Origin of the sequence: Altererythrobacter sp. (genome assembly GCF_050299635.1) — a bacterium.
Lineage (GTDB): Bacteria > Pseudomonadota > Alphaproteobacteria > Sphingomonadales > Sphingomonadaceae > Erythrobacter.
Genome location: NZ_JBNKWF010000002.1, coordinates 139,894 through 164,043, shown reverse-complemented (window position 1 = coordinate 164,043; position 24,150 = coordinate 139,894). Strand labels below are relative to the sequence as shown.

Below are 24,150 nucleotides of genomic sequence, written 5' to 3'. Positions count from 1 at the left end.
GTGCATGGCGAGCGATTGGAGTAATGCACTGGCGCGGGCACGGTCTGAGGCCCCTTTCCTTGCCAATGCGCTCGACCGCCAGCCTGAACTTGCCGACTTGCTTGAACATGGGGAAGGTGAGGCGGCGCTCGAATGGGCGCGCTCAACGGGGCAGGTAGAGGGGCCGCTTGAATCCGTGCTGCGGCGCGAGCGGCTAGCCTATGCAACCGCGCTTGCAATTGGCGATCTGGCAGGGGCATTCCCCGTTGCGCAGGTCATGGCGGAGCTCTCCAGCCTGGCCGACCGCGCGCTCGACCGCGCCATAGGCGAGGCGATCACCCGGCGGGTCGACAATGCAGAGCCGCAAGGTCTGATCGCATTGGCGCTGGGCAAACACGGCGCGCGCGAACTCAACTATTCCTCCGACATAGATCCGATCCTGCTCTACGATCCCGAGACGCTGCCGCGGCGCGAGCGCGACGATCCGGGCGAAGCGGCGCAGCGCTATGCGCGCGAAGTGGTCAAAATGCTGAGCGAAAACACGCATGAAGGCTATGTCTTCCGTGTCGACCTGCGGCTCAGGCCGGCTTCGGAAGTCAGCCCGCTCGCGATTTCCTGCGAAGCCGCGCTGACTCACTATGAAAGCATGGCGCTGGCGTGGGAGCGTGCGGCTTTCATTCGCGCGCGGGCCGCGTCTGGCGATATCGCGGCGGGCGAGGCGTTTCTCGCTGCAATCCGGCCTTTCGTCTGGCGCAGCAGTCTCGACTACGGGGCGATCGAGGAAATCCGGCGGCTGACGCTGCGGATCAGATCCAACTATGACGGCCCGCTCGATCCGGGGCCGGGGTTCAATCTCAAACATGGCCGTGGCGGTATTCGCGAGATTGAGTTCTTCGCCCAGACGCATCAGTTGATCCATGGCGGGCGCGATCCATCTCTGCGCGTGCGTGGAACGCGCGCTGCGCTCGATGCGTTGGCGGCGGCAGGCCGAATCGATACGGAAGAAGCGGTCTTGCTGGGCGATTCCTATGATCGCTTGCGGGTGATCGAACACAGGCTGCAGATGGTCAACGACCGGCAGACTCATGCTCTGCCCGCCGGTGACGCACTGGACAGTGTGGCGCGGCTCGATGGGCATGCGGACGGGGCTGCGCTGGTGGCTGAGCTGCGCGAGATCACCGATCGCGTAGCGCGCTCTTATGACAGGCTGATTGCGGATGACGCGGATTCGAGCCCGGTCGAGCCTGCTGCCGGGCCGCTTGCAACGCGGTTGGGCGAACTCGGCTTTTCCAACCCGGAACGACTGTCAGAGCGGATCATGGGCTGGCGCGACGGGCGTTATCGTGCATTGCGCTCGACTGCTGCGCTCGATGCATTCGACGCCATGTTGCCCGCGCTGATCGAAGCGCTGGCAGGTGCCGATGAGCCAGATCGCGCGATGCTTCGTTGGGAAAGCGTGCTCGAACGCGCATCTTCTGCGATCAATCTGTTCCGCCTGCTGGAAGCGCGGCCTGCGCTGCTCGACGAGCTGGTCGATATCCTCAGCTTGGCCCCGACTCTCGCGGAGGAACTGGGCCGGCGGCCAGAGCTGTTCGATACGCTGATCGATCGCAGCGCGCTGGATCTGCCGGGCAGCGTCGGGGATCTCGCCGCGCGAATGGAAGCGGGCGACGGAGCAAGCGATTACGAACGCCTGCTTGACCGGATCCGGATTGTGACGGGTGAAGTGCGTTTCGCGCTGGGGCTGCAGCTGATCGGGGCAGTGCACGATCCGCTCGACATTGCCTGCGCACTTTCGCGCACTGCCGAGGCCGCGCTGCAGGTGGCCCATCGCGCGACCGTGGAAGAGTTCGCACGGCGACATGGCAGGATCGCCGATAGTGAGCTGATGGTTCTGGGCCTCGGCCGGTTTGGCGGCGGGGCGCTTACGCATGCTTCGGACCTCGACATCATCTATCTATTCACCGGCGAGACGGGCGCGGAGTCCGATGGCGAGCGGCCTCTGGGCGGCTCGCATTATTACAACCGCCTGGCCCAGCGCCTCAGCGCAGCTCTTTCCGTCCCGACTGCGCAAGGCGCGCTATACGAAATCGATACACGGCTGCGCCCGCAAGGCACGCAGGGGCCGCTGGCGGCGACGTGCGAAAGCTTTGCCAAATATCAGCGTGAGGCAGCCTGGACCTGGGAGCATATGGCACTGACGAGGGCGCGCGTGCTGATCGGGTCGGAGGAAGCGCGCGCGCGGCTCGATGCGATCATCGCAGAAGTGCTCCACAATCAGCGCGACCCTGGCAAACTGCGTGATGCCGTGCTCAAGATGCGGGGAGAGATGGCGCAGCACAAGCCGGCTGGCGGGTCGCTTGACGTCAAACTGCTGCGCGGCGGGCTGGTCGATCTCGAGTTTCTCGTCCATTTCCTGCAATTGCGGGACCGGACCGCGCTGACGCCGCATCTGGAGCAAGCCGTGGGCCAACTTGTCGAGCAGGGCCTGCTCCCGCCCGAACTGGTCGAGGCGCATGCCTTGATGACGCGGCTGCTGGTGGCTGGCAGGCTGCTTGCGCCTGATCTCAATGTGCCTACCCCCGCTGCTGCGCAGGCGCTTGCGCGCGCGTGCAGGATGGATTCGCTCGATGCGCTCTTGATTGCGCTGGGCAAGGCGCGGCAGGAAGTGGCCGCCGCATGGCGCGCAACCTTTGACACGGAATTGGAGCTGGATTGATGAGTGTGAGTTACGGTGTGGGCGACGCGATGCCAGATATTGCGCTTGAGACGCCCGATGGCGGCGACGTCAAGATCTCGGACTTCAAGGGCGGGAAGCTGGTTGTCTTCTTCTATCCCAAGGACAATACGCCTGGCTGTACGATGGAGGCGAAGGACTTCACCGCGCTCAAGGGCGAGTTCGACGAGGCTGGTATCGCCCTGCTGGGCGTAAGCAAGGATTCGCCCAGGAAGCACCAGAATTTCATCGCCAAGCACGAACTTGCGACCCCGCTGGCCACCGATGCAGAGGAAGGCGGATTATCCGATGCGCTGGGGATCTGGACCGAGAAGAAGAACTACGGCCGCACCTATATGGGCATGGTCCGTACCACCTATCTGGTTAATTCTGATGGAAGAATAGCGCAAATCTGGAACAAGGTTAGGGTCAAGGGGCACGCAGAAGAGGTCCTGAAGGCCGCACAGGCTCTCTGACGACAGCTCGACCTATGGTTTCCATCGCATCCGCCATTCGCAGCGCCCTGCTTACCGCCGATCCGCGCGCCAAATGCTTTGCGACGCGTGCCGTGGCGCGCGCCTGGCGCAAGGGTGAGCTGGACTGGAGCTTTGACGTCAGCATGCCGGATCGGCCCGCCTGGCCTGAGCGGCCCGAACTGCTGCCGCCAAACCGGATGCCCAAGCGCGGCAAGGGTGGGTCCGAACGCGGACGAATCGCCCTGTGGCACGCCCTGGCGCATATCGAGTTCGTCGCGATTGACCTCGCGCTCGACATGGCGGGGCGCTTCGGAGAGGAAATGGGGCGCGATTTCACAAGCGACTTTCTCTCGGTAGCCGCGGATGAAGCGATGCATTTCGCGCTGCTGGCGCGCAAGCTGGAAAGCATGGGCAGCCATTATGGCGCGCTGCCAGCGCATGGCGGGCTGTGGCAGGCTGCGCATGAGACGCGCCACGATGTGCGCGCACGCCTGGCGATTGTCCCCATGGTGCTGGAGGCGCGCGGGCTTGACGTCACGCCTTCGACGCTGGAGCGGGTCCGGGCCCAGGGTGACGAGCATGGCGCAAAAATTCTCGCCCGGATACTTGACGACGAAATTCGCCACGTCGGATTCGGCACAAGGCATTTTGTCGCGTTAGCCAAAAATGCGGGTGATTCTCCGCAAACCCTATGGAAATCGCTGGTCGAATCGCACTTCAGAGGCGCCGTTAAGCCGCCATTCAACGACTCGGCGCGCCTTGCTGCCGGTCTGTCGCGCGACTTTTATGACGGTATTGCTTCGTAAAGAATTCCCCCGTTAACTCCCCGCATACCAAAGGCAGCCAGAATATCGGGTGCCAAAAAACGGCCAGCGGGTTGTCGAGGGGGCGATCCGGAAATGGCTCGAATAACGGATCGCACTGCGCGGGGGCGCGCTGATAAAAGGACGGGTCATTGTCGCTTAAATCAACCTGCTTTCGCACACTGAAACTTTGCGCGGCGCTTGCCGCGGGGTTCGTTTCCGTCGCTGCCGCACCTGCCTTTGCCAATTCTTCTTCCGCCGCTGTCGATATTGCCGAGCCCGTGCGTGAAGCACAGTCCGGCTCGCTGACGTCCGGCGACATGCGCTTCCACCAGCTGTTCGCAAGCTGGGAAGCTCTCGATAATGCCGGCCCGACCGGCCCGATTTCCCAACCCACGGTCGCCATCCCTTCGCGCATGCCGCTCGAAGGGTCGCGCCTGACCAGCGGTTTCGGCATGCGCAACCACCCGGTTCTGGGCGGTCGCCGCAAGCACAAGGGTATCGATCTCGCTGCGCCTATCGGCACTCCCGTCTATGCCACCGCCGACGGGATTGTCGGTAAGGCGCAGTGGTTCTCAAGCTATGGTCTCTATGTCCAGATCGAACATGGCGCCGATCTGGAAACGCGCTACGCGCATATGTCGAAGCTGGCGGTTGCCGCGGGCGAGAAGGTCAGCAAGGGCGATCTGATCGGCTATGTCGGCACAACCGGCCGTTCGACCGGGCCGCATTTGCATTATGAAGTCCGCATGGATGGTGTTGCAGTCAATCCGATTCCCTATATGGTGGAAACGAAAGCGCAGCAGGCGTTTGCAATGGCGACGCCGGGCGAGTAGGCTTCTTACGATTTTCCCGTCTGGAAGCGGGATTCGGACATAGGAGAGGATGTCCGATTATGGCGGCGGGTCTTCCCGCCGCCTTTTTTCTTGTCGACTCCCCACAGCAGGCTAGGTTTCGGAATCGAACCAGTCGGTAGGCAATGCCGCGAGGGAGAGAGACTTGAGCCTGCATCCGATCGAGCATGCGAAATCGCGGCCTGACCACCCCGCTGTCATAATGGCAGGGAGCGGCCAGGTGATGACCTACCGTGAGATGGATGATGCGGCCAACCGCTTCGGCCATCTCTTGCGCGCCCATGGTCTCGAAGCGGATGACGCATTCGCGGTGCTGCTGGAAAACCGGATCGAATTCTTCACCGTCATCTGGGGCTCGCAGCGCGTTGGAACCATGTTGGTCCCTATCTCGACCAGGCTGACTGCACCGGAGATCGCCTATATCGTCGCCGACAGCGGTGCGAAGCTGCTGATCACCTCGCGCGTGTTCGATGACGTCATGCAGGGCGTGCGTGAGCAATGCCCGGATCTGCCGGTGCTGGTGATGGATGGCAGCGGGGAAGAGGATTTCGCTGCCGCGCTGGACGCGCAATCGACCCGGCCGGTCGAGAGGCAGCGCGCCGGGCTGGTGATGCTCTACAGTTCGGGCACGACCGGGCGACCCAAGGGTATTCGCCCCAAGCCGCCCGAGGATCCCGATCCGCAAGCGATAGTGGCATTGCTGGGCCTGGCGGTGATGGGCGCGGGCATGCCAAGCGACGGATCGATCGTCTATCTTTCGCCCGCGCCGCTCTATCATGCAGCACCGATCGGTTGGTGTTCGACCATTCACAGGCTCGGTGGCACAATCGTGATGATGGAGAAGTTCGACCCCGAACAGGCTCTGGCTGCGATCGAGAAATACAAGGTCACTGACAGCCAGTGGGTGCCGACCCATTTCGTGCGTTTCCTGCGCCTGCCAGAGAGTGCCCGGCGCCAATACGACCTTTCCAGCCACCAGCGCGCGATCCACGCGGCCGCACCCTGCCCGGTTGCCGTCAAGCAGGCCATGATCGAATGGTGGGGGCCAATCATCATCGAATATTACGCCGGCTCCGAGGGGATCGGGATGACCATGGTCCGCAGCCCTGAATGGCTCGAAAGGCCGGGTACTGTAGGCAAGGCGATCTTCGGTGCGCTCCACATCTGCGGGCCTGACGGCGCAGAACTGCCCGCAGGCGAAGACGGGCTGATCTATTTCGAGAACGCAATCCTCCCGAGCTATCACAACGATCCAGAAAAAACGGCTGAAGCCATGCATCCGGCGGGATGGATGACGCTTGGCGACATCGGCCATGTCGATGAGGAAGGCTATCTCTTTCTCACCGACCGCAAGAGCCACATGATCATTTCAGGCGGCGTGAACATCTACCCGCAGGAGATCGAGAACCTGCTCGTCAGCCATGAGAAGGTGATGGATGCCGCGGTGATCGGCGCGCCCGACCCTGACCTGGGCGAGAAGGTCGTCGCCGTGGTCCAACCCACCGATATGGCGCTCGTCTCGGCGGAAGCGGGTGCGGGCCTGGAACAGGAGCTGCGCGATTACCTCACGCCGCAACTTGCCCGCATCAAGATCCCCAAACTGTTCGATTTCCGGCCCTGCCTGCCGCGCGAAGCCAATGGCAAGCTCTACAAGCGCGAGCTGCGCGACGAGTACGAAGCCAAGTCGAAAACCCGGGCCTGAAATCGTGAGCCTGCAGATTGGCTGCGGGGTCGCGCATATCCCAAGAAAGAGCCGACCAGCATTCATGTAGAGGGCCAGGCCGTGACTGCAAGAATCGGCAAGAACGGTAGCGAACTTGTCCGATTTTCCTGTTATTTTTGCGCGGGTTCTGCTAATAAACTCGCATGGTCAAAACGTAGATTAGGAGGCGTCACTGCAATGGTGGCAGTCAATAGTTGAGCCTGTTTGAAACATATAACATGCCCTTCGCCGTCGCCTTGGCGCTGATGGTGATGTTGGCAGTCGTGCAAGTTCTGGGTGCTGGCGATCTGATCGCCGGTTCGGACGCGGATGTCGATTTGGGCCTCGAGGCCGATATCGATGGCGACGGGCTGGAAGCGATCGGTGCGGACGGTTTCCTCGATGGTTTGTTGAGCCTGATCGGGTTTGGGCGTGTCCCGTTCCTGATCTGGCTGGCGATGTTCCTGTTTGTCTTCTCCGGTGTCGGGGTGAGCATCCAGGCGCTGGCGCAGACCATGTTGGGCAATCCGTTGCATATGGGACTTGCCGCCGTGGTGGCGGGCCTTCTGGCCCTGCCGATCAATGGCGGACTGGTGAGGCCTGTGGCCGCGATCCTGCCAAGGGATCAGACCACCGCGCTTCCACTCGACCATCTGGTCGGGCGAGACGCGACGATCCAGATCGGCACCGCTCGTCTGGGCTCACCGGCGCGCGCGAAGGTGATCGACATGTTCGGGCAGCCTCACTTCGTGATGGTTGAACCGCACGAAGCATCGGCGGAGTTGCAGGAAGGGGAGAATGTCCTCCTTGTCCGGCGCGACGGCGAGACCTTTTTTGCGAAGCGGTACGAAAGCCCGCTGCTTGGCCCTGAATAGGGCTCTGGCCCTAGGTTTCCATCAAACAATAAGGAGAAGAAATGGAACAATTGTACCCAATCCTGATCTGGTCAGGCTCCGGCTTGCTGGTGCTTGTGACTATCGGCCTCACGATCACACGGCTCTATCGCCGCGCGACGAAGGAAGTTGGCTTCGTTCGTACCGGCTTTGGCGGTGAGAAGGTGGTGATGAATGGCGGCGCACTGGTGCTGCCGGTCCTGCATGAAACCATGCCGGTCAACATGAACACGGTGCGACTTGCGGTTGAACGCAAGAATGCCGATGCGCTGATCACGCTCGACCGTTTGCGGATTGACGTGAAGGCCGAGTTCTATGTCCGCGTGCGTCCCGATGCAGGGGCAATTGCCATGGCGGCCCAGACGCTGGGCCAGCGGACCATGGTGCCCGAAGCGCTCAAGGACCTGGTCGAAGGCAAGTTCGTCGATGCGCTGCGGTCTGTTGCGGCGGGCATGACGATGAATGAGCTGCACGAGCAGCGCGCAGAATTCGTGCAGAAAGTGCAGCAAGTCTCGTCCAACGATCTTGCCATGAACGGGCTGGAGCTCGAATCGGTCTCTCTGACCGGTCTCGACCAGACTTCGATCGAGCACTTCAATGCGAACAACGCTTTCGACGCGGAAGGCCTTACCAAGCTGACTGAACAGATCGAAGCGCGCAAGAAGCTGCGCAATGACATTGAGCAGGATACGCGCGTCCAGATGGAGACGAAGAATCTCGAGGCGGACAAGCGAAGCTTCGAGATCGCTCGCGACAATGAGTTCGCTCAGCTCGAGCAGGAACGCGAAGTCGAAACGCGCCGTGCCGCGCAGGTAGCCGAGATCGCCCGCGAACAGGCGGTGCGCAATCAGGAGGCAGAAGCCGCCCGGATCGAAGCGAAGAAGCAGGTCGATGCGCAGCAGATCGAAGCCGACCGGCTGGTCGAAGAAGCGCGGATCGACCAGGTTCGAGCGCTTGAGATCGCCCGGCAGGAACAGCAGATCGCGGTGCAGAACAAGAGCCGCGAGGAAAGCCAGGCCAAGGCCGAAGCCGATGCTGCGCGTGCCAGGGCTGTCGCTGCCGAAGAGCAGGTCACGACTGCGCGCGAAGGCGAGGTCGCCGAGCGCCAGAAGATGATCGAGCTGATCGAGGCCGCCAAGCAGGCGGAGCGCGATGCGATCCAGGTCAAGGTCGAGGCCGAGGCCGAGCGTGACGCTGCAGCCAACCGCGCCGAAGCGGTGCGCCGCGAAGCGGAAGGCGAGGCAGAGGCGGAGAAGCTGCGGGCGGAAGCTGCCCGGATTCGCTTCGAAGTCGAGGCCGCAGGCCAGCAGGCGATCAACGAAGCTGCGAATATTCTCTCGATGGAGCAGATTTCGCTGCAGACCAAGCTCGCTCTGCTCAAGGTCCTGCCGGAGGTGATCCGCGAAAGCGCGAAGCCGATGGAAGCGATCGATTCGATCAAGATCGTGCAGGTCGATGGCTTGACCAATGGCGGCAAGAGCAACGGCGCTGGAGCCGGAGCAGGTGCCACCGGCAACGGTTCGGGCAATCTGGCCACCGATGCGGTATCCGCAGCGTTAGCCTATCGTGCCCAGGCGCCTGTCCTCGACGGCTTGATGAAAGAGCTGGGCCTGGATGGCTCCTCGCTCGGTTCGCTTGTGAACGGAGCGGCGGAGGACGCAATCGCCGTACCGCAGCCGGAGGTGAACGGTCGGGCCAATGGCGGCGATAATGCCTCCATTCCGGCAATTGACGGTTCCGACATCGGTGATGCCGATGCGCTTTCAGAACCTGCCGGCTGAGCCATTCTGCTGGCTGAACTATCGAACCTCCCGGGCAGCATCCCTGCTCGGGAGGTTTTTCTTTACTGGCGTAGCAACCGTTCCGCCATGGCGCGCACATCCGCGCCCATATCCTCGCGCTCCAGAGCCAGCGCGAGCGTCGCTTCGACGAAGCCGATCTTGCTGCCGCAATCGAAGCGCCGTCCGTCGAAGGTTACTGCATGGAAGGGCTGGGTGCCGATCATCCTGGCCATGGCATCGGTCAGCTGGATTTCACCGCCCGCACCCTTCCCCTGATTCTCGAGCGTCCGCATCACTTCTGGCTGGAGGATATAGCGACCGGAGATGATCTTGTTTGAGGGTGCTTTATCGACCGGCGGTTTTTCGACCAGCCCGCGCACCTCCGTGATGTTCCCGCGCTGCTCGCCCGGATCGATCACGCCATAGCTCGACACTTCCTCATGCGGCACTTCGAGCACGCTGATGAGGTTGCCCCCGACTTCGTGATAGGCATCGACCATCTGTTTCATGCAGCCTGGTTCGCCGATCATCAGCTCATCGGGCAGGAAGATCGCGAAAGGCTCGTCGCCCACGATTGCGCGCGCGCACCAGATCGCATGTCCCAGACCCATCGGCACCTGCTGGCGCACGGTGATGATATCGCCGGGCGTGGCGCGCGTCGGGTCGAGCACGCCCATGTCCTTGCCCCGCTCGCTCATCGTGGTTTCAAGTTCGAATGCGATGTCGAAATGTTCGACGATCGCAGTTTTGCCGCGGCCGGTAACGAAGATCATCTGCTCGATGCCGGCCTCGCGCGCTTCGTCCACCGCATATTGGATCAGCGGCCGGTCGACGATCGGCAGCAATTCCTTGGGGATCGCCTTGGTCGCCGGGAGGAAGCGAGTGCCCATGCCGGCCACGGGAAAGACGGCTTTTTTGATCGGTTTGCTGGTGCTCATGAGGCAAGGGGTTAGAGCGGGCGCGGCGCGCGCGCAACCGGGCGTTTTGGGGCGGCCATGCGATAGAGTTGCCTGCGGGCGCAGAGGCGCTAAGGGGTTGGAATGGACAAACTTGTAATTCACGGCGGCAACCGGCTGGAAGGGACAATCCCGATTTCCGGGGCCAAGAATGCCGCGCTCACGCTGATACCCTGTGCGCTGCTGACCGAAGAGCCGCTGACGCTGAGAAACCTTCCGAGGCTGGCCGATATCGACGGCTTCCAGCACCTGATGAACCAGTTCGGCGTGACGACCGTGATCCAGGGGACGCGGCCGGAAGATTTCGGCCGGGTGATGAGCCTTGAGGCGACGCGCATCACCTCTACCGTTGCTCCCTATGATCTGGTGCGCAAGATGCGCGCATCGATCCTGGTGCTCGGCCCGATGCTGGCGCGCATGGGCGAAGCGACGGTTTCGATGCCGGGTGGCTGCGCGATCGGCAACCGGCCGATCGACCTGCATCTCAAGGCGCTTGAAGCCTTCGGTGCGGAGATCGAGCTGGCGCAAGGCTATGTGAGGGCGACTGCGCCCGAAGGCGGCTTGCCCGGCGGCGAATTCGATTTCCCTGTGGTTTCCGTCGGCGCGACCGAAAATGCGCTGATGGCGGCGGTGCTGGCCAATGGGACCTGCCGCTTGTTCAATGCCGCGCGCGAGCCGGAAATCGTGGACCTGTGCAATTTGCTGGTGGCGATGGGTGCGGAGATCGAAGGGATCGGCGGCTCGGATCTCACCGTGCACGGAGTGAAGCGGCTGCATGGCGCGACCTATCGCGTGATGGCGGACCGGATCGAAGCGGGCTCCTATGCCTGTGCGGCGGCGATCACCGGCGGCAATATCCGGCTGGAAGGCGCCAAGGCAGACGAGATGGCAGCCACCATCCATGCCCTGCGCTCGATCGGAGTCGAAGTGGAGGAAGACAAGAAGGGCATCCGGGTGGTCGCTGACGGGTCGCTGAAGGCGACCAATCTCACCACCGCGCCCTATCCCGGCCTCGCCACGGACATGCAGGCACAATTGATGGCGCTGCTGTGCAAGGCCGAAGGCACCAGCGTGCTGAAGGAGACGATCTTCGAAAACCGCTATATGCATGTGCCCGAACTGGGCCGCATGGGCGCGGATATCGAAACCGAAGGCCGCACAGCCATCGTCAAGGGTGTCGAACAATTGACCGGAGCGGAAGTGATGGCGACCGATCTGCGCGCGTCGTTCAGCCTGGTGCTTGCGGGCCTCGCGGCCGAAGGCGAAACCACGGTGCGCCGCCTATACCACCTCGACCGCGGATACGAGCGGCTGGAAGAGAAGCTCAAGCTGGTTGGTGCCGATATCGAGCGGGTCGGCGACGACTGACAGATTACGCAGGACCTTTCGCGATTTTCGCTCGTTGGGGGTGGGAAGGGAAAGGTCTATGCTTCGCAAGCTGCTCGCGCTGGGCGGGCTCGGATATGCCGGTTATCGCCTGTTTCTGGGCGCTCGTGCGCGCCGCCATGCCGCTTTTGCCGCTGGCCAGCCACAGGGCAGCCACACGGACGTTCGCGACGCCGGGCCTGCAGCAATGCGAGACGCGCCGGTGCGTGAATGGACCAGGATCGACGAGGCAGGTGACGAGAGCTTCCCGGCCAGCGATCCGCCAGGTGGTTATTGAGCTAGCTACCGTCGCGCAGCCAGGGCGAGTCCTTTGACCAGAAGATGATGTCGACCCCCAGATACTCCGTTGCAAAATCAAGGAAGTCGGCGCGCGTGAAGCGCTTTCCCGTATCCGGATTGGTATAGCTCAGGGTCGGTTCCTGAATCGCCATGGCCACCACTGGCAATCTTCCCCGATAATCGTGAAAGAAGGGGTAGGAATTCTTCATCTGTCCACGTCGCCAGGGCACTATGTCTGGCCCGCCGAGCCCAATGCCGTCCTGTTCCGCGGCGGCGAAGAAACGCGTGAAATAGCCATTGTCATCGCCCCAGCCGCATGGCCAGAAATTGATATATTGCACCACCAGGCTCTGCCTGAATGCGGCACTGGCATGGCGGGCATTTTCAAGCTCGCCGTTGAAATAGCTCTCGCAATCGAATTGCGAATCGCCCTCGCCGATGTCGATCGCGGTTTCAGGCAGGTTGATCCCTGCGATCTTGCCATCGAACTGCTCTGCCAATGCGGAGATCAGCGCCTGGAAGCGCTGGCGCAGTGCCGGTACCCATTGTTTCGCCACCCAGCCTGCACCTTCCGGTTCCCCCTCGGCAATGAAGGTGATCTGTCTTTCCAGCCCGCCCTCATATTGCGGCTCGGTCAGGATGTAGTCGGGCAGATTGCGGGCATTGGGTAGAAAGAAACGGTCCTGAAGCTGGATCCACAGTTTCCTGTCCAGGGCTTCGGTCGTCGCCAGGTCTCGCTCGATTGCAGAAAAATCATAGGTCCCTTGTTCGGGCTCAAGCTGTTTCCACGTGTAAAGAATCTGCACTCCGCTTATGTCGCGGCGTTCGAGAAGGCCAGACACGTCTGAGGCATTGCTGCCCCCTGCGAAGACATAATTGAGCGGCTCTACGCCATCTTGCGCATGGGTGCTGGCCGGAAGCACCGCCAGAGCAATTGCAAGCAGGAAGCGTCTCATGAGTTTCCTTCTTTGCGCCGACCCACCAGCCAGATCCTGATCGCGCCAGCCAGCCCCGGCGGCGTTTCCGCGCGGATGCGTTCCTCGTCGATGCGGGCGACCAGCGCATTGATCGGAACGTCCTCAGCCGCCGCTGCCTCGCACAGCATATCCCAGAAAATCGGCTCGAGACTTATCGAAGTCTTGTGCCCGGCAATCTCGACCGAACGCTTCACCGGCGGGTGGTAGGGAGGCGTCGCGCTATTGGTCACGGTCGCGGGAAGTTCACGAATTCGATTGTGTTGCCATCGGGATCGCCGACGAAGGCCCCGAAATAGACTGTCATCGCGGCCTGTCGCGGGCCGGGCGCGCCGCGATCGCTGCCGCCTTCGGCCAGCGCGGCAGCGTGGCACTGGCTAACGGCGTCTTCGTTCGGTGCGCGCAAGGCGATGTGTGCGCCGGGCTCGCTTTCCGCTCTGAACCCGTTGCGCAGATTGATCCAGAGCTCGGGATATCTCTTGCCGAAACCGGCGGTGCCCTCGCGCGTCACCAACTGTTTGAACCCGAGCGGAGCCAACACCGCGTCATAAAAGGCGCTGGCTCGCGCAAGATCGGATACGGCGATGGAGACGTGGTCGATCACGCGGCGAACAATCGCCGCCTGGCCGCTACCCGTCAATACATATGCTGGCCGCCATTGAGACTCATGGTCGAGCCGGTGACGAACTCCGCATCGTCGGCTGTAAGGAAGGCGACTCCACGCGCGATCTCCTCGGCATGGCCCAACCGCCCGACAGGAATCTTGGCGACGATCTTCTCCAGCACCGGCTCCGGCACGGCGGCAACCATGTCGGTATCGATATAGCCGGGCGCGATCGCATTGCAGGTCACGCCGAACTTCGCGCCTTCCTGCGCCAATGCCTTGGTAAAGCCGTGGATGCCGCTCTTCGCAGCGGCGTAGTTGACCTGGCCATATTGGCCGGCCTGGCCATTGATCGAACCGATGTTGACGATCCGGCCCCATCCGCGTTCGCGCATGCCGGGGAAGGTCGCCTTGGCCATGTTGAAGCAGCCGCCAAGGTTCACGCGCATCACGTCATTCCAGTCGTCGAAGCTCATCCGGTGGAGCGTGCCGTCGCGCGTGATACCGGCATTGTTGACCACGATGTCGATATCGCCGAACTCCTCGGCGACCGCTTTGCACCCTGCGAGGCAGGCCTCGTGATCGCCCACGTCCCATTTGCGTGCGGGGATACCGGTGCGTTCGGTAAAGGCCCTGGCGGCTTCATCATTGCCGGCATAATTGGCGACCACCGTGCGGCCCTGTTCCTTCAGGGCAAGGCTGATCGCCTCGCCAATTCCGCGCGAACCACCTGTAACAATTGCAACGCGAGCCATTTCGGCGCCTCCCCTTGAGCATGTGTGATTCTCAGAACTAACGATGCCGTAGCGTCACGCAAACAAAAACCCCGCAAAAGCGGGGCAATGTGTACGAAATGACGAGACCGTGAGGCTAAAAACGGAGCTGAGTGCCCACATAGACCGCCTGACTGTCCTGCGAAGAATCGGTCAGCGGTGCGATTCGGTCGCGTTCCTGCGACAGGCGCACACCTGCAGTCACATTGAGATTGCGGGTCACGCGATAGGCACCGCCCAGATCCACTGTCTGCTTGCCCAGGCCTTCCAGCGTTCCTTCGCTGCGCCCGGCATTGCCCTTGCCCTCCAGCGCGATGCGCGGCTGGAACCGGCTCGGTTTGTCAGGTGCCGACGGGCCTGCGGGTTCGAAGCGCGCCAGGTCGGGCATGTCGATATTGCGAACGGTTTCAGGCAGCGATACCGGACGGGCAAAACTCTGATAGCCGCGCGCGATGCCAAGATCGTAGCGGGTCGAGGAAATGGCAGAGATGCCCTTGCCTGCACCCGGAACCGATTCGATCGCATTGCGCAAGGAAATCGCCCGCGCAACATCATCGTCCACGCGAATCGCAACGGTTACAGTGCGTTCGCCCTTATTGGTGGTCCCAGCAGGCGTGAAGCGAAGGCCATCGCCGCCAACATGCTGCGCAACCCGGCGGGCAAGCTGCGGATCGACCGAAGCGGGGGTGAAGAAACCCAGTCCGCTATCGCGAGCCGTTCCGGCACCGTCCGAAAGCGCGGCCAGCGCGAGCCCTGCCGAAGGGACGCTCACGGCCAGGCCGAACGCGGCCAGCAGCAGCGGCAGCTTGCGCGCTGCGCCAGTCTTGCTGTCCCCTGCCTCGGCCATAACCTGCCCTTGCTCCCAATCCATTGCCCGGCCCCCATCGGGCCGTGCGGCGAAATCACATTCAGGCCTCTGCCTTATAGTCCCTTCGCAAATGAACCCGGGCTGACCGGATAGCGCCTGCAAAAGAGACTCGCGACTCCGCAAATCGAACGCCAAACATAGGAGCTGGACGGATGTTTGCGCAATCATTTTCCAGTCCATGCCACTTGGAGGAAAGAATCTGTTGCACACAACACACAATCGGCGCCGCATTCAGCGCTCGTAAAGCAATGTGAAGCGCAGAAACGGGGCACTACGCAGCGGCGGGGCAACCAGATGCCTTGCCGCCTGCGCCGAGGCAGCTATAGAGCCTTGGACGAATGGTTTACTGAGCTATCTTTCCGGAGGATGCGCGCCGTGATTTCCCTTTCCCGCCCGACCCGAATTGCGCTTGCCTGCGCGGCACTGGCCACGCTTGCGGCCTGTGGCGGGCGCGATCGCCCGAAAGCGGATCTTGCCGCTTCACAGATCAACACGATCGGCGTCAATTCCTATCTCTGGCGCGCTGCGCTCGAGACGGTCAGCTTCGCGCCGCTGCTCCAGGCAGACAGCACCGGCGGCGTGATCATCACCGATTGGTATGCAAATCCAGGCAATCCCGGCGAACGCGTGAAGGTTACCGTGACCATCCTCGACCAGGATCTGCGCGCCGATGCGCTGCGGGTCGCTGCCAGCCGCCAGGTTGCGCAGGGCGGTGGCTGGGTCGATGCGCCGGTCCAGGCCGCGACCGTGCAGAAGCTTGAAGACATTATCCTGACCAAGGCACGTGATCTGCGCCGCAAGGCTGTAGCTTCCTGACAAATATCGCCCTAACGGGACAATCATGACCGACACGCGTTCCGACACCCGTTTCGATCCGGGGCAAGCCGACCTGCGCTGGCAGCGCGCCTGGGAAGAGGCGGGCACTTTCTCCGCCGATTCCGCCAGCCCCAAACCCAAGAGCTACGTGCTCGAGATGTTTCCCTATCCCTCGGGGCGCATCCACATGGGCCACGTCCGCAATTACACGATGGGCGACGTGCTGGCGCGCTACAAGCGGATGCGCGGACACGAAGTGTTGCATCCGATGGGGTGGGACGCATTCGGCATGCCGGCCGAAAATGCGGCGATGGAAAAGGGCGTCCATCCGGGCGGCTGGACCCGCCAGAATATCGAGACGATGAAGGCCCAGCTCAAGCGCATCGGCTTTGCGCTCGACTGGACGCGCGAATTCGCCACCTGCGATCCCGAATATTACGGCCATGAGCAGGCGCTGTTCATCGACCTGTACGAAGCGGGCCTGGTCTATCGCAAGGAAAGCGAAGTCAATTGGGACCCGGTCGACATGACGGTGCTCGCCAATGAGCAGGTGATCGACGGCAAGGGCTGGCGATCCGGTGCCGAGGTCGAGAAGCGCAAGCTCAATCAGTGGTTCCTCAAGATCACCCAATTTGCCGAAGAACTGCTTGATGGCCTGGGCAAGCTTGAGGACTGGCCCGAGAAGGTCCGGCTGATGCAGGAAAACTGGATCGGCAAGAGTTCCGGGATGGAATTCAGCTTCGACCTGTCGAATGGCGATACGCTGCCCGTCTATACCACGCGGCCAGACACGATTTTCGGCGCAAGTTTCGTGGCGGTTGCCCCCGACCACCCGCTGGCACAGAGTGTCGCGGCGCAGAATTGCGATGCGGCCAAGTTTATCGAACGCTGCAAGCGCGGCGGCACGACTGCTGCCGAGCTGGAAACGGCGGAGAAATTGGGCTTCGACACCGGTATCGGCGCGAAGCATCCCTTCACCGGCGAGTACCTGCCAGTCTTCATCGCCAACTTCGTGTTGATGGATTACGGCACCGGCGCGATCATGGCGGTGCCGGGGCACGACCAGCGCGATTTCGAGTTCGCCACCAAGTACAACCTGCCGATTCTGCGCGTCGTCGCCGGCAAGCCCGAGGATGCAGACCTGCCTTTCGGCACCGAGGCCGAGCCGGGTGACGGCGTGGTGGTCAATTCCGGCTTCCTCGACGGCATGAGCGTGGAAGAGGCGAAGGCAGAGGTCATCGCGCGCGCCGAGGCCGAGAAGTGGGGCCAGGGTACGACCGTGTGGCGGTTGCGCGACTGGGGCGTGAGCCGCCAGCGCTATTGGGGCACACCAATTCCCTTCATCCATTGCGGCACCTGCGGCGTGGTTCCGGTGCCGAAGGAGCAACTGCCCGTAACCCTGCCCGACGACGTCGATTTCAAGACGCCGGGCAATCCGCTGCTGCGTCACCCGGGCTGGAAGCATGTCGACTGCCCCAAATGCGGCGGCAAGGCCGAACGTGAGACGGATACGCTCGACACCTTTGTCGACAGCTCGTGGTACTTCCTGCGTTTCGCCAGCCAGCCGGCGGACAAGCCGTTTGACCGCGACGAAGTGGCCGCCTGGCTGCCGGTCGAGCAATATATCGGCGGGATTGAGCATGCGATCCTTCACCTGCTCTATGCCCGCTTCTGGACTCGCGCGCTGCAGCATATCGGGTTGCTGGACTTCGCAGAGCCCTTCGCTTCGCTGTTCACGCAAGGCATGGTCACGCATGAGACCTATGCGCGCCGTGCGCCCGACGATGGGCGGCTGAGCTATTTCCTGCCCGACGAGGTTGAACGCAGTTCCGATGGTGCGGTGCTCAAGGCTGACAGCCTGCCGGTGGAAATCGGCCGCGTCATCAAGATGTCGAAGTCGAAGAAGAACGTGGTCGATCCCGATGCGATCATCGACCGCTTCGGCGCAGATGCGGTGCGCTGGTTTATGCTGTCCGACAGCCCGCCCGAACGCGATCTGCCCTGGTCAGAAGCGGGGATCGAAGGCTGCGGGCGTTTCGTCCAGCGGCTATGGCGTCTATTCGCCAGCCTGGATGCGAATGCCGAAGGCGAAGACAAACCGCTTGAGCGCAAAGCGCATCAGGCGATTGCCGCAGTGGCGGAAGATATCGAGGCGCTGTCCTTCAACAAGGCGGTTGCGCGGATCTACGAACTGACCAGCGCGGCGGAGAAGGCGGCCCCGTCCGCCTCGCGCAATTTCGCGGTCCGCACAGTTCTGCTGCTCGTCTCACCGATGATGCCGCATATCGCCGAAGAGGCCTGGGCGGGCGCAGGCGACGGCGGGCTGATCGCCGATGCCCCGTGGCCGGTGCACGATCCCGCGTTACTGGTCGAAGACGAAGTGACCATCGCCGTCCAGCATATGGGCAAGCTGCGCGATACGCTCACCGCACCCAAGGGAGCGCCCAAGGAAGATCTCGAGGCGCTTGCGCTCGCGAGCGAGAAGGTCCAGCGTTCGATCGATGGAGCGGCAATCCGCAAGGTGATCGTAGTGCCTGACAGGCTGGTGAATATCGTTACGTGATGCGCGGCGTGCTGGTCCTCGCCGCGCTGCTCGCGTTCTCCCCGCTTCTGGCGGGTTGCGGTCTGCAGCCGATGTATGCGGGCGGTGGCAATGCTGCAGTGGCTCAGGGCCTTGCAGCAGTCGATGTGCCCTCAATTCCCGGGCGGGCAGGCTGGCTGATGCGCAATGCGCTGACTGACAGGCTGGGTGTCGCGGGGGCTGCGGCACCGCGCTACCGGCTCGATGTGCGGCTCGACGATTCGCTTGAAGGGCTTGGCGTCCTCGGCGACGATACGATCAGCCGGGAGCGGCGCATCCTGCGCGCGCGCTATCAGCTGGTGGATATAACCAGCGACGAAATCCTGCTCGACGCAACCGATGGCGCCGATGCCGGGATCGATGTCGTTTCCAGCGAATATGCCACCATCGCCGCCGAGCAAAAGGCACTGGAAAATCTCGCTCTCGAAGTGGCGGACCGGATGGTGACGCGCGTGGCGCTCACTCTGCGTGCGCGAGAAAAGGGACAATCGAGCGAATGATGGGGCAGCCGTGAAAGCGACGCAACGCGATTTCGCTTCGGTCGCCCAGCGCGCGGCGCAGCATTGCTCGACCTTCTTCTTCTGCGGACCCGATGAAGCTGGTGCAGCCGCCGCCCTGCAGCGCGTGGTCGAACTGCTCGACGATCCGGGCGAGCGGGTGGAAATGTCGGGCGCAGAGCTGCGGCGCGATCCGGTTCTACTGGGGGATGAAGCGCGCTCGGGTTCGCTTTTCGGCGATTCGCGGCATATCCTCGTCCGTGCCAGCGGCGATGAAGCGCATGATGCGGTGCAGAATCACCTCGCAGCGCATGGCGATGCCTGCCCGGTGCTTGTGCTAGCCACATCGGCGACCGACAAATCGCGCACCGCCAAACTGCTCGAGAAGCGCAAGGATGCGCTGGTGGCGATGTTCTGGCCGCCCGATCTCTCTTCGGTTGCGGCGTCGGTAAGGTCGATGGGCGACGCGGCGGGCTTGCGGCTGGGCGGCGATCTTGCCGAACGGATCGCGCGCGCGGCCGGGCTCGATGTCCGGCTGGCGCAATCCGAAGTCACCAAGCTGGCGCTCTATTGTGATGCCTCCCCACAATCGCCCAAAACAGTCGATGCAAGCGACCTCGAAGCGATCGGCGCCGCGACCGAGGAAGACGGCTTCATGCCGCTCGTCAATGCCGTGCTCTCGGGCGAGACGGGCAAGCTGGACCGCGAATTGCACCGTATGCGCGAGCACGGGATGAACCCGGTCGGGCTGCTGCTGGCGGTGGAGCGACGTGCGGCGCAGCTCGCCCAGATCGGCGCGAAGCTCGGTCCCAGGGGCTCGCTCGACAATCTCGGTCGGGGCGAAAAGGCGCAGCTTGGCATCTTCTTTCGCGAAGAGCGGGATATTCGCACGCAGCTCAAGAACTGGCACAGGCACAAGCTGGAGCGTTTGGGCCCCAGGTTGATGCAATTGCACAAGGCACTGCTGGCCAACAGCCAGTCGGCAGAAGTGCTACTTTCCCAGGAACTTGTGGAGATTGCGCGTTTCGCGGCTCGCCGTTGATCGTACACCATTAACAGGTTTTAACGGCAAGAAACTCAACATTACGTAGAATTACGCATAGCGTGCGCCGCATGACGGAGCGCCCAGCGCCATGAACAAGCCCGCCAGGGACATTGCGCGCCATTTGGGTGCGGGTGAGTTCGATGTCCCTGTACGGCCCTCGCTCGAACGGCGGCGGCTGCGCGCATATATCACGATGATGCTGGGCGATATGCTGCTGCTGCATTTCGGCTTCATTCTGGCCGGACTGCTTTACGAAGGCATCTGGATGGAATGGCGTGCGCAGATGCAGGCGCAATTGCTGCTGCCGATTTTCTACACCATCGCGCTCTATAACGGGACCTATTCGGCACGGGTTCTGGTCGACAGGCGATACGCCATTCGCAAGGCGCTGGTGGCGCTGCTGATTTCCGCCACGCTGCTCAATTTCGTCGCTTTCTACACCAAATCCAACGCGAGCTTTTCGCGTGGCAGTTTCACGATCGGGATGGTCCTTACGGGGGCGCTACTGGCCACTTTCCGCCTTGCAGTTGCCGACATGGTCGAGAGGCTGTGGGGCGGGCGCATCCGAAACAATCTGGTGATCGATGATGGGGGGCCGCCTTTCCGGATCGCCAAGGCCGACTTCATCAGCGCCAGCGATCTGGGAATCGAGCCTGTCAATGACGATCCCTTTACGCTCGACCGGCTGGGCAGGCTCCTGCGCAATCAGGACAAGGTGGTGGTGAGCTGCCTCCCTGGACGGCACGAACAATGGGCTTTCCTGCTCAAGGCGGCAGGCGTCCAGGGCGAAGTGGTGAGTGAGCCGGTCCATACGCTGGGGGCGATCGGTGTCGTCCAATACGAAGATCAGGACCTTTCGGCGCTGGTGGTTTCGATGGGGCCGCTGGGGCTGCGCGCCCGCGCCGCCAAACGTCTGTTCGATCTGGCCGTGGCGATTGGCGGGTTGATCCTGCTTTCGCCTGTGCTGATTGCCGCCGCGCTGCTGATCAAGCTGGAAGACGGCGGGCCCGTGTTCTTTGTCCAGCGCCGGATGGGGCGCGGCAACCGCTTGTTCGACATGTTCAAGCTGCGCACCATGCGCGCGGAGACGCATGATAGCGACGGCACGCTCTCGACCTCGCGGGAAGACGATCGGGTCACGCGGATTGGCAAGATGCTGCGGGCGACCAGCCTGGATGAGCTGCCACAGCTATGGAACGTCATCCGCGGCGAGATGTCGATCGTCGGCCCGCGTCCTCATGCCTTGGGCAGCCGTGCGAACGAGAAGCTCTTCTGGGAAGTGGACCGGCAATATTGGAAGCGGCATTCGCTGCGGCCCGGCCTGACCGGGCTGGCGCAGGTGCGAGGCCACCGCGGGAGTACCGAGCGGGAAGAAGACCTGTCCGACCGGCTGCAATGTGACCTCGAATATATCAGCGGCTGGTCGCTCCAGCGCGATTTCGCCATACTGTGGCGTACGCTCAGCGTCTTGCGCCACGAGCGCGCCTATTGATCTGAAAGTTCGGGCCGAGCCCTATTTCTTGTCGTCGCCCTTCGGCACCGAGAATGATCCCGAAACACGGCCGCCTTCGCCGGTGGTCGAGGCACCGGCAACCGGCGAGGAACCCGTTGCTCGTCCATCGACGCTGGATACGCCCGAGCGAAGGTCGATCACCAGCCGCCCGCCGTTCAGCGTATCCCCGCCCCGGTTCAGGCGCACATTGCCGGCCATGGTGATGATCCGGCGGTTGAAGTCATACACGGCCACATCACCCTGTGCGCGTTCATTGCCGCGCGTCACGCTGACGCCGCCCGTCGCTGTAATCCTCTGAATGCTGAGCGATTCGTCGTCACTGTAATTTACCAGCATCCGGTCGGAGCGGACCGTCAGCCCGGCCTGCGTCACCACGACCTGGCCCGAGAGCACCACGCGCTTCTGCCGGTCCTGCAGTTCGATCCGGCCAGCATTGTAGTTCACTGGTGCGTGCGAATCATGGGAGGCGATGCCTTGCGCATGCAACTGGATCCCGCCCAGCGCCACCGCAGTGAGACAGAAGGCTCCCAGCCCCGATCGCAAGGCAGTGTTCCAAAGGCTGTTCGTGTTTTGACTCATCAGGGCATCCTCAATTCGCCTGGCCGCATCGACAGCCTGGCATGGCCGATCAGCGAGACCTTGCGTTCGCTCAGATCGGCCTCGATCCGGTCGGCGGAAAAGGTGCCTGCAGGTACAGCGCCTTCCACTCCGCCGCTGCCGACCATCTTTTTGGTGGTCAGGTCGACCGATACATCATTTGCGACCATCGAATATCCGTCCGCCGCCGTCATGCGGAGCGGGCCGATCACCGACATCACTTCATTGTCGATATTATAGGCACCTGCCTGGGCGGAAATGCGGGCCGGGCCATCGGGCAGAACGATTCGCGCCACGAGGTCGCTCATCCTCACGATCCCTTCCTTGCCCGATCGCTGCACCGCCTCGCCTGCGGTCAGCGAGAAGGGGCGCCCGAGATCGTCTTCGCCGCGATACATCGCGTTTTCGACATTCAGCCGCTCGTCGATCATCGCCACCTTGTTGCGGTCTAACAGGAAGGAGACTTCGCCGCGCGGACTGAGCGGAGTGATGACCATCAGCGCCGCAATGACGCCGACGACCATCGGCAGGGCGCGCGAGAGAAAGTGGACCACCTTGTCATGGGCACCGCCGGGCGCAGCGAAATGCTGCCGCTTGCTGCGCAGTGCCTTCGCTTCACTCGTTTCGATGCGTCGCTTTATCACCATGGCTTCGGTTTACGCCGGTGCGCCTCACTCGTGGCTGAATATGTCGCGATCGATCCAGCCCGCGATATCGAGCCGCGCACGGGTCGGAAGGAAGTCGAAGCAGGCCTGGGCGATTTCCATCCGGCCTTCCCGTTCCAGCCGGCGGATCAGTTCTTCACGCAGAGCATGGAGGAAGCGCACATCGCTGGCGGCATAGTCGCATTGCGCCGGGCTCAGCTCCGGCCCGCCCCAATCGCTCGACTGTTGCTGTTTGGAGATCGATTCGCCCAGCAATTCCTCGACCAGGTTCTTGAGGCCGTGCCGGTCGGTATAAGTTCGCGTCAGCTTGCTCGCGATCTTGGTGCAGAAGACCGGAGCGGCCATCACGCCCAGATAATATTCGATCGCCGCGAGGTCGAAGCGCGCATAGTGATAGAGCTTGAGCCGCGCCGGATCAGCCAGAATGGCCTTGAGATTGGGCGCATCGTAACTGCTGCCCGGGCCAAATCGGACGAGATGCTCATCACCCTGCCCGTCGCTGATCTGCACCACGCACAGCCGGTCGCGATGCGTGATGAGGCCCATGGTCTCGGTATCGATCGCAATCGGGCCATCGGCAAGCACGCCAGCTGGCAGGTCTTCTTCGTGAAAATGTACAGACATCGCTCATGCCCTTAGGCCGATTGGGGAAAGAGGGGAAGGGGTGGTGGTGAGAGCGGCGCGTCGAGAGTAGCTTTGTTCGATGACGGCAGAAGCGATTCCCGATAGCTGGCGCGCGGCGCTCGAACCGGCGCTGACCACGCCCGAAGCGCGGCGGCTGGGCGGCTGGCTGCGTGCAGAGGAAGATTCGGGCCGCACGATCTATCCGCCAAGGGGCCAGCGGCTCAATGCGCTTGCCCATACCCCGCTTGACCAGGTGCATGTCGTGATCCTTGGTCAGGACCCCTATCACGGGCCGGGGCAGGCGCATGGCCTTGCCTTTTCGGTGCCCGATGGGGTCAAGTTGCCGCCCTCGCTGGTCAATATCTACAAGGAGCTGGAAAGCGATATCGGGATCGCCCGGCCGCAGAATGGCAATCTGGAAAGCTGGGCGAAGCAAGGCGTATTGCTGCTCAATAATACGCTGACAGTGCAGGCGGCGCAGGCTGGCAGCCATGCCGGGCGCGGCTGGGATGCGATCACCGATGCCTGTGTGCAGGCAGTGGTCGATCGCGGCGATCCGGCGGTCTTCATCCTGTGGGGTAGCCATGCGCGCAAGAAGGCCAGCCGGGTCAAGGGGTTGGGCGTGGGCGATCATCATCTGGTACTAACCAGTCCGCATCCCAGCCCGCTCTCTGCCCATTCGGGTTTCTTCGGCTCGCGGCCCTTCAGCCAGACCAACGCATTCCTTGAGAAGCACGGGCTGAAGCCGATCGACTGGAGCGTATAGGC

Annotated in this window: 24 protein-coding genes; 15 read left to right on the top strand and 9 right to left on the bottom strand. The window is 62.5% G+C overall.

All coding sequences use genetic code 11. The features are described 5' to 3' along the window. The first annotated feature begins 4 nt into the window (after window positions 1–4). From ACQY6C_RS01680 to ACQY6C_RS01650, 7 genes are all read left to right on the top strand, one after another. Window positions 5–2,698 carry a bifunctional [glutamine synthetase] adenylyltransferase/[glutamine synthetase]-adenylyl-L-tyrosine phosphorylase gene (locus tag ACQY6C_RS01680; protein ID WP_427963949.1) on the top strand — a complete coding sequence of 898 codons (2,694 nt, stop codon included), beginning with the start codon at window positions 5–7 and terminating at the stop codon, window positions 2,696–2,698. Continuing rightward, on the top strand, window positions 2,698–3,171 hold the full coding sequence (locus tag ACQY6C_RS01675) for a peroxiredoxin (RefSeq protein WP_427963948.1): 474 nt from the start codon (window positions 2,698–2,700) through the stop codon (window positions 3,169–3,171). Before ACQY6C_RS01680 ends, ACQY6C_RS01675 begins: the two co-directional genes overlap by 1 nt. A gap of 14 nt (window positions 3,172–3,185) precedes the next feature. Then, complete coding sequence (locus tag ACQY6C_RS01670) at window positions 3,186–3,977, top strand: ferritin-like domain-containing protein (protein WP_427963946.1); 792 nt, start codon at window positions 3,186–3,188, stop codon at window positions 3,975–3,977. Between the two features lie 149 nt (window positions 3,978–4,126). Next, window positions 4,127–4,810, top strand: coding sequence for a M23 family metallopeptidase (locus ACQY6C_RS01665; protein ID WP_427963944.1), 684 nt, complete (start codon window positions 4,127–4,129; stop codon window positions 4,808–4,810). A gap of 169 nt (window positions 4,811–4,979) precedes the next feature. After that, entirely contained in the window at window positions 4,980–6,530 is a 1,551-nt protein-coding gene (locus ACQY6C_RS01660; RefSeq protein WP_427964003.1) for an acyl-CoA synthetase, read from the top strand. Between the two features lie 239 nt (window positions 6,531–6,769). After that, on the top strand, window positions 6,770–7,405 hold the full coding sequence (locus tag ACQY6C_RS01655; protein WP_427963942.1) for a YqiJ family protein: 636 nt from the start codon (window positions 6,770–6,772) through the stop codon (window positions 7,403–7,405). A gap of 41 nt (window positions 7,406–7,446) precedes the next feature. After that, window positions 7,447–9,204: a flotillin family protein gene (locus tag ACQY6C_RS01650; protein ID WP_427963940.1), complete on the top strand. Its 1,758-nt coding sequence runs from the start codon at window positions 7,447–7,449 to the stop codon at window positions 9,202–9,204. Window positions 9,205–9,266: 62 nt separating this feature from the next. On the opposite strand, the gene galU is transcribed toward ACQY6C_RS01650, so the two are convergent. After that, window positions 9,267–10,142, bottom strand: coding sequence for a UTP--glucose-1-phosphate uridylyltransferase GalU (galU, locus tag ACQY6C_RS01645; protein ID WP_427963938.1), 876 nt, complete (start codon window positions 10,140–10,142; stop codon window positions 9,267–9,269). Window positions 10,143–10,244: 102 nt separating this feature from the next. Between galU and murA the strand changes: the two genes are divergently transcribed. Both murA and ACQY6C_RS01635 read left to right on the top strand, forming a co-directional pair. Continuing rightward, window positions 10,245–11,528 carry a UDP-N-acetylglucosamine 1-carboxyvinyltransferase gene (murA, locus tag ACQY6C_RS01640; protein ID WP_427963936.1) on the top strand — a complete coding sequence of 428 codons (1,284 nt, stop codon included), beginning with the start codon at window positions 10,245–10,247 and terminating at the stop codon, window positions 11,526–11,528. 58 nt (window positions 11,529–11,586) lie between these two features. Continuing rightward, window positions 11,587–11,823 (top strand): hypothetical protein, encoded by a 237-nt coding sequence (locus tag ACQY6C_RS01635; protein WP_427963934.1) that lies wholly within the window; start codon window positions 11,587–11,589, stop codon window positions 11,821–11,823. 1 nt (window position 11,824) lies between these two features. Here ACQY6C_RS01635 and ACQY6C_RS01630 read toward each other — a convergent pair whose 3' ends face one another. The 5 genes from ACQY6C_RS01630 to ACQY6C_RS01610 all read right to left on the bottom strand — a co-directional run bounded on the left by ACQY6C_RS01630 (window position 11,825) and on the right by ACQY6C_RS01610 (window position 15,047). After that, on the bottom strand, window positions 11,825–12,781 hold the full coding sequence (locus ACQY6C_RS01630) for a hypothetical protein (RefSeq protein WP_427963932.1): 957 nt from the start codon (window positions 12,779–12,781) through the stop codon (window positions 11,825–11,827). Beyond that, a complete protein-coding gene (locus ACQY6C_RS01625) occupies window positions 12,778–13,032 on the bottom strand; it encodes a ribbon-helix-helix domain-containing protein (RefSeq protein ID WP_427963930.1) in 255 nt (84 codons plus the stop codon). Before ACQY6C_RS01625 ends, ACQY6C_RS01630 begins: the two co-directional genes overlap by 4 nt. Then, window positions 13,029–13,439: a VOC family protein gene (locus tag ACQY6C_RS01620; protein WP_427963928.1), complete on the bottom strand. Its 411-nt coding sequence runs from the start codon at window positions 13,437–13,439 to the stop codon at window positions 13,029–13,031. The genes ACQY6C_RS01625 and ACQY6C_RS01620 overlap by 4 nt, the downstream gene beginning before the upstream one ends. Next, complete coding sequence (phbB, locus tag ACQY6C_RS01615; protein ID WP_427963927.1) at window positions 13,436–14,158, bottom strand: acetoacetyl-CoA reductase; 723 nt, start codon at window positions 14,156–14,158, stop codon at window positions 13,436–13,438. Before phbB ends, ACQY6C_RS01620 begins: the two co-directional genes overlap by 4 nt. Before the next feature lie 115 nt (window positions 14,159–14,273). Next, window positions 14,274–15,047, bottom strand: a complete 774-nt coding sequence (locus ACQY6C_RS01610; RefSeq protein WP_427963925.1) for a hypothetical protein — start codon at window positions 15,045–15,047, stop codon at window positions 14,274–14,276. Window positions 15,048–15,419: 372 nt separating this feature from the next. Between ACQY6C_RS01610 and ACQY6C_RS01605 the strand changes: the two genes are divergently transcribed. From ACQY6C_RS01605 to ACQY6C_RS01585, 5 genes are all read left to right on the top strand, one after another. Beyond that, the gene (locus tag ACQY6C_RS01605; protein ID WP_427963923.1) at window positions 15,420–15,860 is read left to right on the top strand and encodes a DUF3576 domain-containing protein; all 441 of its coding nucleotides are present in this window, start codon (window positions 15,420–15,422) and stop codon (window positions 15,858–15,860) included. Window positions 15,861–15,885: 25 nt separating this feature from the next. Further along, window positions 15,886–18,423, top strand: a complete 2,538-nt coding sequence (leuS, locus tag ACQY6C_RS01600; RefSeq protein ID WP_427963921.1) for a leucine--tRNA ligase — start codon at window positions 15,886–15,888, stop codon at window positions 18,421–18,423. Beyond that, the gene (gene lptE, locus ACQY6C_RS01595) at window positions 18,423–18,941 is read left to right on the top strand and encodes an LPS assembly lipoprotein LptE (RefSeq protein ID WP_427964001.1); all 519 of its coding nucleotides are present in this window, start codon (window positions 18,423–18,425) and stop codon (window positions 18,939–18,941) included. Before leuS ends, lptE begins: the two co-directional genes overlap by 1 nt. 10 nt (window positions 18,942–18,951) lie before the next feature. Beyond that, window positions 18,952–19,980: a DNA polymerase III subunit delta gene (holA, locus tag ACQY6C_RS01590; protein ID WP_427963920.1), complete on the top strand. Its 1,029-nt coding sequence runs from the start codon at window positions 18,952–18,954 to the stop codon at window positions 19,978–19,980. 91 nt (window positions 19,981–20,071) lie between these two features. Continuing rightward, window positions 20,072–21,475, top strand: a complete 1,404-nt coding sequence (locus tag ACQY6C_RS01585) for a sugar transferase (protein ID WP_427963918.1) — start codon at window positions 20,072–20,074, stop codon at window positions 21,473–21,475. A gap of 21 nt (window positions 21,476–21,496) precedes the next feature. Here the strand turns inward: ACQY6C_RS01585 and ACQY6C_RS01580 are convergent, their stop codons facing one another. From ACQY6C_RS01580 to ACQY6C_RS01570, 3 genes are read right to left on the bottom strand one after another with little or no spacing between them, the layout of a single operon-like run. Next, window positions 21,497–22,075, bottom strand: coding sequence for an LptA/OstA family protein (locus tag ACQY6C_RS01580; RefSeq protein WP_427963916.1), 579 nt, complete (start codon window positions 22,073–22,075; stop codon window positions 21,497–21,499). After that, window positions 22,075–22,740 carry an LPS export ABC transporter periplasmic protein LptC gene (locus ACQY6C_RS01575; RefSeq protein WP_427963914.1) on the bottom strand — a complete coding sequence of 222 codons (666 nt, stop codon included), beginning with the start codon at window positions 22,738–22,740 and terminating at the stop codon, window positions 22,075–22,077. The genes ACQY6C_RS01580 and ACQY6C_RS01575 overlap by 1 nt, the downstream gene beginning before the upstream one ends. A 24-nt stretch (window positions 22,741–22,764) precedes the next feature. Beyond that, on the bottom strand, window positions 22,765–23,382 hold the full coding sequence (locus ACQY6C_RS01570) for a ribonuclease D (protein WP_427963912.1): 618 nt from the start codon (window positions 23,380–23,382) through the stop codon (window positions 22,765–22,767). Between the two features lie 79 nt (window positions 23,383–23,461). Here ACQY6C_RS01570 and ung point away from each other — a divergent pair, with 79 nt between their 5' ends. Beyond that, window positions 23,462–24,148 (top strand): uracil-DNA glycosylase, encoded by a 687-nt coding sequence (gene ung, locus ACQY6C_RS01565; RefSeq protein ID WP_427963911.1) that lies wholly within the window; start codon window positions 23,462–23,464, stop codon window positions 24,146–24,148. Window positions 24,149–24,150 lie beyond the last annotated feature (2 nt).

What these genes read in the sequence shown, in the direction of transcription:
- ACQY6C_RS01655 (WP_427963942.1), top strand. Translation starts at nt 6,770, where the DNA reads ATGCCCTTCGCCGTCGCCTTGGCGCTGATGGTGATGTTGGCAGTCGTG.
- ACQY6C_RS01630 (WP_427963932.1), bottom strand. Translation starts at nt 12,781, where the DNA reads ATGAGACGCTTCCTGCTTGCAATTGCTCTGGCGGTGCTTCCGGCCAGC.
- galU (WP_427963938.1), bottom strand. Translation starts at nt 10,142, where the DNA reads ATGAGCACCAGCAAACCGATCAAAAAAGCCGTCTTTCCCGTGGCCGGC.
- ung (WP_427963911.1), top strand. Translation starts at nt 23,462, where the DNA reads ATGACGGCAGAAGCGATTCCCGATAGCTGGCGCGCGGCGCTCGAACCG.
- lptE (WP_427964001.1), top strand. Translation starts at nt 18,423, where the DNA reads ATGCGCGGCGTGCTGGTCCTCGCCGCGCTGCTCGCGTTCTCCCCGCTT.
- ACQY6C_RS01610 (WP_427963925.1), bottom strand. Translation starts at nt 15,047, where the DNA reads ATGGATTGGGAGCAAGGGCAGGTTATGGCCGAGGCAGGGGACAGCAAG.
- ACQY6C_RS01570 (WP_427963912.1), bottom strand. Translation starts at nt 23,382, where the DNA reads ATGTCTGTACATTTTCACGAAGAAGACCTGCCAGCTGGCGTGCTTGCC.
- ACQY6C_RS01675 (WP_427963948.1), top strand. Translation starts at nt 2,698, where the DNA reads ATGAGTGTGAGTTACGGTGTGGGCGACGCGATGCCAGATATTGCGCTT.
- ACQY6C_RS01670 (WP_427963946.1), top strand. Translation starts at nt 3,186, where the DNA reads ATGGTTTCCATCGCATCCGCCATTCGCAGCGCCCTGCTTACCGCCGAT.
- ACQY6C_RS01680 (WP_427963949.1), top strand. Translation starts at nt 5, where the DNA reads ATGGCGAGCGATTGGAGTAATGCACTGGCGCGGGCACGGTCTGAGGCC.
- ACQY6C_RS01650 (WP_427963940.1), top strand. Translation starts at nt 7,447, where the DNA reads ATGGAACAATTGTACCCAATCCTGATCTGGTCAGGCTCCGGCTTGCTG.
- ACQY6C_RS01585 (WP_427963918.1), top strand. Translation starts at nt 20,072, where the DNA reads ATGAACAAGCCCGCCAGGGACATTGCGCGCCATTTGGGTGCGGGTGAG.
- ACQY6C_RS01635 (WP_427963934.1), top strand. Translation starts at nt 11,587, where the DNA reads ATGCTTCGCAAGCTGCTCGCGCTGGGCGGGCTCGGATATGCCGGTTAT.
- phbB (WP_427963927.1), bottom strand. Translation starts at nt 14,158, where the DNA reads ATGGCTCGCGTTGCAATTGTTACAGGTGGTTCGCGCGGAATTGGCGAG.
- ACQY6C_RS01580 (WP_427963916.1), bottom strand. Translation starts at nt 22,075, where the DNA reads ATGAGTCAAAACACGAACAGCCTTTGGAACACTGCCTTGCGATCGGGG.
- leuS (WP_427963921.1), top strand. Translation starts at nt 15,886, where the DNA reads ATGACCGACACGCGTTCCGACACCCGTTTCGATCCGGGGCAAGCCGAC.
- murA (WP_427963936.1), top strand. Translation starts at nt 10,245, where the DNA reads ATGGACAAACTTGTAATTCACGGCGGCAACCGGCTGGAAGGGACAATC.
- ACQY6C_RS01575 (WP_427963914.1), bottom strand. Translation starts at nt 22,740, where the DNA reads ATGGTGATAAAGCGACGCATCGAAACGAGTGAAGCGAAGGCACTGCGC.